This window comes from Pantoea sp. SJZ147 (assembly GCF_007828605.1).
In the GTDB taxonomy this organism is placed as follows: Bacteria; Pseudomonadota; Gammaproteobacteria; order Enterobacterales; family Enterobacteriaceae; genus Pantoea; species Pantoea allii.
The window spans coordinates 308,129-315,097 of record NZ_VIVB01000003.1; the positions used below are offsets into that span (position 1 = coordinate 308,129).

7 protein-coding genes are annotated in these 6,969 nt (G+C 52.2%); 1 reads left to right on the top strand and 6 read right to left on the bottom strand.

The genetic code is table 11. The annotated features are described in order from the left end of the window. Positions 1 to 6: 6 nt before the first annotated feature. On the bottom strand, positions 7 to 2,589 hold the full coding sequence (gene leuS, locus FBY13_RS06755) for a leucine--tRNA ligase (protein ID WP_145393795.1): 2,583 nt from the start codon (positions 2,587 to 2,589) through the stop codon (positions 7 to 9). Between the two features lie 223 nt (positions 2,590 to 2,812). Between leuS and FBY13_RS06760 the strand changes: the two genes are divergently transcribed. Continuing rightward, positions 2,813 to 3,295 (top strand): zinc ribbon-containing protein, encoded by a 483-nt coding sequence (locus FBY13_RS06760; protein ID WP_063878751.1) that lies wholly within the window; start codon positions 2,813 to 2,815, stop codon positions 3,293 to 3,295. Positions 3,296 to 3,328: 33 nt separating this feature from the next. On the opposite strand, the gene FBY13_RS06765 is transcribed toward FBY13_RS06760, so the two are convergent. The 5 genes from FBY13_RS06765 to FBY13_RS23400 form a co-directional block, all read right to left on the bottom strand. Beyond that, a complete protein-coding gene (locus FBY13_RS06765; RefSeq protein ID WP_063878752.1) occupies positions 3,329 to 4,054 on the bottom strand; it encodes an amino acid ABC transporter ATP-binding protein in 726 nt (241 codons plus the stop codon). Beyond that, positions 4,055 to 4,732, bottom strand: a complete 678-nt coding sequence (gene gltK / locus FBY13_RS06770) for a glutamate/aspartate ABC transporter permease GltK (protein ID WP_063878753.1) — start codon at positions 4,730 to 4,732, stop codon at positions 4,055 to 4,057. Further along, the gene (locus tag FBY13_RS06775; protein WP_063878754.1) at positions 4,732 to 5,472 is read right to left on the bottom strand and encodes an amino acid ABC transporter permease; all 741 of its coding nucleotides are present in this window, start codon (positions 5,470 to 5,472) and stop codon (positions 4,732 to 4,734) included. Before FBY13_RS06775 ends, gltK begins: the two co-directional genes overlap by 1 nt. Before the next feature lie 153 nt (positions 5,473 to 5,625). Beyond that, the gene (locus FBY13_RS06780) at positions 5,626 to 6,522 is read right to left on the bottom strand and encodes an amino acid ABC transporter substrate-binding protein (protein WP_145393796.1); all 897 of its coding nucleotides are present in this window, start codon (positions 6,520 to 6,522) and stop codon (positions 5,626 to 5,628) included. Between the two features lie 173 nt (positions 6,523 to 6,695). Continuing rightward, on the bottom strand, positions 6,696 to 6,969 hold a 274-nt coding region (locus FBY13_RS23400), incomplete at its 5' end, for a hypothetical protein (protein ID WP_186440795.1).

Sequence of the window (6,969 nt, forward strand, 5' to 3'; positions counted from 1 at the left end):
CTGAACTTAACCCACAACCAGGTTAAGCAGTTTGCCCGGTACATAAATGACTTTACGAATGCTAACACCATCAAGGTATTTCGCTACTAATGGTTCCTCAGCCGCACGCGCCTGAACCTGTTCCTGGGTTGCATCGGCGGGTACGGTAATTTTACCACGGACTTTACCGTTAACCTGAACGACGACCAGCAGAGAATCTTCAACCATCGCGGCGTCATCGGCCACAGGCCATTCCGCATTGTCGATGGTGCCTTCACCACCCAGCGTTTGCCACAGTACGTAGCAGGCATGTGGTGTGAACGGATACAGTAAACGCGTCACCGCCAGTAACGCTTCCTGCATCAGGGCACGATCCTGTTCGCTGTCCTGCGGCGCACGCGCCAGCTTATTCATCAGCTCCATCACGGCCGCAATCGCGGTGTTGAAGGTCTGACGACGGCCAATATCGTCGGAAACTTTGGCAATGGTTTTGTGCAGATCGCGACGCAAGGCTTTCTGATCATCGTTCAGACTGGCAACGTCCAGGGCAACGGTAGCCCCTTTCTGCGAATGGTCGTAGGCCAGTTTCCAGACGCGTTTCAGGAAGCGGTTAGCGCCTTCAACACCGGATTCCTGCCACTCCAGCGTCATATCAGCCGGGGAAGCAAACATCATGAACAGACGTACGGTATCTGCGCCATAGCGCTCAACCATCAGCTGTGGGTCAATGCCGTTGTTTTTCGACTTCGACATTTTGCTCATGCCCGCGTAGATCACGTCACGGCCCTGCGTGTCTACTGCTTTCACGATGCGGCCTTTCTCATCACGATCGACCGTCACATCAACAGGAGAAACCCAGTTACGTTCGCCGTTAACACCCAGATAATAGAACGCATCCGCTAACACCATCCCCTGACACAGCAGACGTTTGGCGGGCTCATTCGAATTCACCAGGCCGGCATCGCGCAGCAGTTTGTGGAAGAAACGGAAATACATCAGGTGCATGATGGCGTGTTCGATACCGCCCACATACTGATCCACCGGCAGCCAGTAGTTCGCCGCAGCCGGGTCCAGCATGCCGTCTTTATAATCGGCGCAGGTGTAGCGCGCGTAATACCATGAAGACTCCATAAAGGTGTCAAAGGTATCGGTTTCACGCAGTGCAGGCTGACCGTTTACAGTGGTTTTTGCCCACTCTGGATCGGCTTTAATCGGACTGGTAATGCCGTCCATCACCACATCTTCAGGCAGGATGACCGGAAGCTGATCTTCTGGCGTTGGCATCACGGTGCCGTCTTCCAGCGTGACCATAGGAATCGGCGCGCCCCAGTAACGCTGACGGGAAACACCCCAGTCGCGTAAGCGGTAATTAACTTTGCGCACGCCAACGCCTTTCGCGGCCAGCGCATCAGCAATGGCGTTGAACCCGGCGCTGTGATCCAGACCGCTGCACTCAGCTGAGTTAAACAGCACGCCTTTATCGGTCATCGCGGCAGCGCTGACATCTGGCTCGCTGCCGTCCAGGTTAAGGATAACCGGTTTGATCGGCAGATCGTATTTAGTGGCAAACTCCCAGTCACGCTGGTCATGGGCAGGCACCGCCATGACGGCACCGGTGCCGTACTCCATCAGCACAAAGTTAGCGACCCAGACAGGAACAGGCTCACCCGTTAATGGATGCACAGCAAACAGCCCGGTAGCCATCCCTTTCTTTTCCATGGTGGCCATGTCAGCTTCAGCCACTTTGGTGTTGCGGCATTCGGCAATAAAATCAGCCAGGGCAGGATTGCTTGCGGAAGCCTGCAGTGCCAGCGGATGGCCCGCCGCGACGGCAACGTAGGTTGCGCCATAGAAGGTGTCCGGACGCGTGGTATAAACCGTGACGTTTTCGTTGCTGTCCGCTACGTCAAAGGTGATTTCCACTCCTTCAGAACGGCCAATCCAGTTACGCTGCATGGTTTTGACCTGCTCAGGCCACTCTTCCAGCGTATCCAGATCGTTCAGCAGCTCTTCAGCGTAATCCGTAATTTTGATAAACCACTGCGGAATCTCTTTGCGCTCAACTTTGGTGTCACAGCGCCAGCAGCAGCCATCGATAACCTGTTCGTTAGCCAGAACGGTCTGGTCATTGGGGCACCAGTTCACCGCCGAGGTTTTTTTGTATACCAGGCCTTTCTCATAGAGTTTGGTAAAGAACCACTGCTCCCAGCGGTAATATTCTGGCTGGCAGGTGGCAAGCTCGCGGCTCCAGTCATAGCCAAAACCCAGCAGTTTAAGCTGGTTTTTCATGTAGGCGATATTGTCATAAGTCCAGGGCGCCGGTGCGGTATTATTTTTTACCGCCGCGCCTTCCGCAGGCAGACCGAATGCATCCCAGCCGATAGGCTGCAGCACGTTTTTGCCGAGCATGCGCTGATAACGCGCGATGACGTCGCCGATGGTGTAGTTACGAACGTGGCCCATATGAAGGCGGCCAGAAGGATAGGGCAACATGGACAGACAATAATATTTCTCTTTGCCTTCCTGCTCAGTCACTTTAAACGTTTCGTCTTCATCCCACTGCTGCTGAACGCGGGATTCAATCTCTTCCGGGCGGTATTGCTCTTGCATGGCTGCCTGTGGTCCTTAATAAATGACACTTTGCTGACTTTACGATCCGCATAGCATACCCATAAGGCCGCACATCAACAACACTTCCCACTTTATGCAGGGGCGATTTATCGCTAAAGCGTCAGCGTTTTCACTCTTTTACCATTCCTTACCCAGTGAACCGGGCAAATGTGACAAAGTAGCTAAACTTAGTACAGGTACTGAGCGCAAAAAGGAGAATAAAATGAATAAAGTGGCACAGGAGTATCACGATTCGTTGGCGGTATTAACCGAACGTCTTCGCCACGGCGATCGCGATCTGGATACATTGGTGGAAGATCGGCGTCGTCATTTACGTGCGCACTCAGATCTGACACCAGATGAAGTTGATCGGGCACTGGCCTCGGTGCGTCGCGATTTAGCCGAGTTCGGTCGTAACTATGCAGAAGCGGAAGAACCGGTGGCGGATTCGGTCTTTATGCGCGTGATTCGCGAAAGTATCTGGAAAGAGCTGGCAGACATCACGGATAAAAGCCAGCTGGAGTGGCGCGAAGTCTTCCAGGATTTACAACATCACGGCGTTTACCAAAGCGGTGAGGTGGTGGGGCTGGGCAATCTGGTGTGCGAAAAATGTCACTTTACTCGCGCGATTTATACGGCGGAAACCCTGTCACGCTGTCCGGAATGCAATCACGATCAGTTTTATCGCCAGCCATTTGAGCCCTGACAGAAACAGGCGGGCACGGTGCCCGCCTGGTTTTTAGTGCAGAATTTTTGCCAGGAAATCCTTCGCCCGTTCAGACTGCGGATTATTAAAGAAGTCCTCTTTTTTGGTGTCTTCGATAATTTTGCCTTCGTCCATAAAAATGACCCGGTTCGCCACCTTACGAGCAAAGCCCATTTCATGGGTGACGACCATCATGGTCATGCCTTCCTGCGCCAGTTCCACCATGACGTCCAGCACTTCATTGATCATCTCAGGATCGAGCGCCGATGTCGGTTCATCAAACAGCATGGCAATGGGGTCCATGCAGAGCGCCCGGGCAATCGCCACGCGCTGTTGCTGACCTCCCGAGAGTTGTCCGGGAAACTTGTCGGCATGAGCAGACAGACCCACGCGGGTCAGAAGCTTCAGACCTTTATCGCGGGCAGCCGCCTTATCCCGCTTCAGCACTTTTACCTGTGCCAGTACCAGGTTGTCGATAATGCTCAGGTGAGGAAACAGCTCGAAGTGCTGAAACACCATGCCGACTTTGCTGCGCAGCGTAGCCAGGTTGGTTTTTTTATTGTTCACTTCGGTGCCATTCACCGTAATGCTGCCTTGCTGGATCGGCTCCAGACCATTGACGGTTTTAATCAGGGTTGATTTGCCTGAACCCGACGGCCCGCATACCACCACCACTTCACCTTTTTGTACCTCGGTAGAGCAGTCGGTCAGCACCTGAAATTGACCATACCACTTGGAAACGTTTTTCAGGTTAATCATTTAAACCGTCCTTTTTCTTTTTAGATAGCTGACCAACAGTGATGCGCTCAGGCTGATCACAAAGTAGACCAGACCAGCAAACAAAATCATTTCTACCTGGGTACCGTCACGTTCGCCAATAGTGGACGCGGTGCGGAAGAAGTCAGCCAGACTCAGGACATAAACCAGCGAGGTATCCTGGAACAACACGATGCCCTGGGTCAGTAACAGCGGAACCATGGCGCGAAACGCCTGGGGTAAAATAATCAGTCTCATCGACTGCCACTGCGTCATTCCCAGCGCCAGCGCAGCGCTGGACTGCCCCCGTGCGATGCTGATAATCCCGGCACGAATGATTTCAGAGTAATAGGCGGCTTCGAACAGGGAGAATGCCACCATGGCTGAGATCAGACGGATATCGGTCTTGGGCGAAATCCCCAACACCTGCTGTAAAAAGCTGGGTACAACCAGATAGAACCACAGCAGCACCATCACAAGCGGCACCGAGCGGAACAGGTTGACATACAGCCTGGCAAACCAGCTGATGGGCTTGAAGGTGGACAGGCGCATTACCGCCAGCAGCGTGCCCCAGAGGATGCCAAACACAACGGCGGTTATGGTGATCTTGAAGGTGATGACCAGGCCACTAAGCAGATAGGGCAGGCTGGGAGGAATAGAACTCCAGTCAAATGCGTACATCATTTGCCTCCCGCGTTGCCAGGCAGACGCACTTTGCGTTCAACCAGGCCCATCAGCAACATAATCACCAGATTAATTGCTACGTAAGCCAGGGTAATCGCGGTGAAGGATTCATAGGCGTGCGCGGAATAGTCCAGCAGTTTTCCTGCCTGTGCCGCCATATCAACCAGACCGATCGTCGAGGCAATCGCCGAGTTTTTAACCAGGTTAAGCATCTCTGACGTCATCGGCGGCACGATAACCCGATAAGCATTGGGCAACAGCACGTAGCGATAGGTTTGTGGCAGCGTCAGCCCCATGGCCAGCCCGGCGTTCTTTTGGCCGCGCGGCAGCGACTGAATGGCGGCACGTACCTGCTCGCAAACGCGTGCAGCGGTGAACAAGCCCAGACAGATGACTGAGGAGATAAAGAACTGCAGGTTAGGGTCCAGTTCTGACTTGAACCACATACCGAGATTCTGTCCCACCAGCTCTGGCGCAACCAGATACCAAAAGAAGAACTGAACGATAAGGGGGATATTACGAAACAGTTCTACATAGCAGGTTCCTATCGTGGATAACAGGCGATTAGGAACAGTACGCAGAATGCCAAAAAATGAACCTACACAGAAAGCAATAATCCAGGCACAGCAGGAGACGGCTATCGTCACCTGAAAACCGGACCACAACCAGCCGAGATAGGTGGTATTACCGAACGGGGCCTGTTCGAGAAATATGCCCCAGTTCCAATCGATACCCATAACGAGCTCCGGTAAAAAAGGGTAGCAGAGCTACCCTGAAGATTGATGAGCGACTTAATTCGCCTGATTCGGGGGAACGACCCGTGCAGGCTGTCTGTCCACGTCGCAGTTTCAGCAATCGAGAGGGCGACAATGCCGCCCTTGTTATCGTTGTTAATTCAGTGCCTTGTCATTAGGCGTTTTGAACAGCGTTTTCATGTCATCAGACAGTTCAAAGTTCATGTTCAGGTTTTTAGGCGGGATAGGCTGCTTAAACCAGATATCAAACCATTTTTCTGCCTGGCCTGAGGTCTGGGCTTTCGAAATGGTGTCATCCACCAGGGTTTTGAACTGTGGATCGTCTTTGCGCAGCATACAGCCATAGGCTTCTTTAGACTGCGGCGTACCCAGGATTTCCCAGTCGTCAGGCTTTTTCGCTTTGGCACGTTCGCCAGCCAGCAGCGCATCGTCCATCATAAAGGCCACGGCACGGCCGGTTTCCAGCGTGCGGAACGAGTCACCATGGTCTTTCGCGCTGATAATGCGCATATCCATTTTTTTCTCGTCGTTCAGTTTGTGCAGCAGCACTTCTGAGGTGGTGCCTGAGGTCACGACGACAGTCTTACCTTTCAGATCGTCGAAATCCTTAATCGGACCGCCTTTCTTGACCAGCAAACGGGTGCCGATAACAAAAATGGTATCGGAGAATGCCGCCTGTTTCTGGCGCTCAAGGTTATTGGTGGTGGAACCGCATTCGTAATCGTATGTGCCGTTCTGCAACAGCGGAATACGGTTTTGCGAGGTAATAGGGATCATTTTAATTTGCAGATCGGGCTTATTCAGTTTGGCTTTAATCGCGTCTGCAATGGCGTTGGAATAAGCCTGAGAATAACCAACCACTTTTTGCTGGTTGTCGTAATAAGAAAAGGGAACTGATGATTCACGATGCCCGATGACAATGACGCCATTGTCATTGATTTTCTTCAGGGTACCGCTCAGATCTTCCGCCTGGGCCGCTCCCGCTGCTGCGCTTAACAGCAGAAGAGATAATGCCACTTTGCGTAATTGCATGTTCCAACTCCTTCATGTGGAAATTGCACAGGATCTACCCCTGTACTGATTGTGATGTTGTGTGTATTTTGCGCTGCTTTTCTTGTTATCCCTTCGCGCTTAAGCGCTGAGAATATTCACTAACATAGCGGATTGTTAACTCAATGAAACAAAAAAGTTTCTTTTTTGCGATGTCATTCGCACCAAAAAAAGGCAAATAAAGGCCAATGCACATAAAGGGTGCGCATCAGGACTCTTTTTGGTGCGCCGCGCCCGCTAACAGGCCTGAATGCCGGTGAATACAGAAACATTTTGCAATCATCGTGCCAAAATAAAATGACAATCCGGTGAAACGTTAGTTTTACTGCAGAAGCAGAAGCAGAAGCAGAAGCAGAAGCAGAAGCAGAAGCAGAAGCAGAAGCAGAAGCAGAAGCAGAAGCAGAAGCAGAAGCAGAAGCAGAAGCAGAA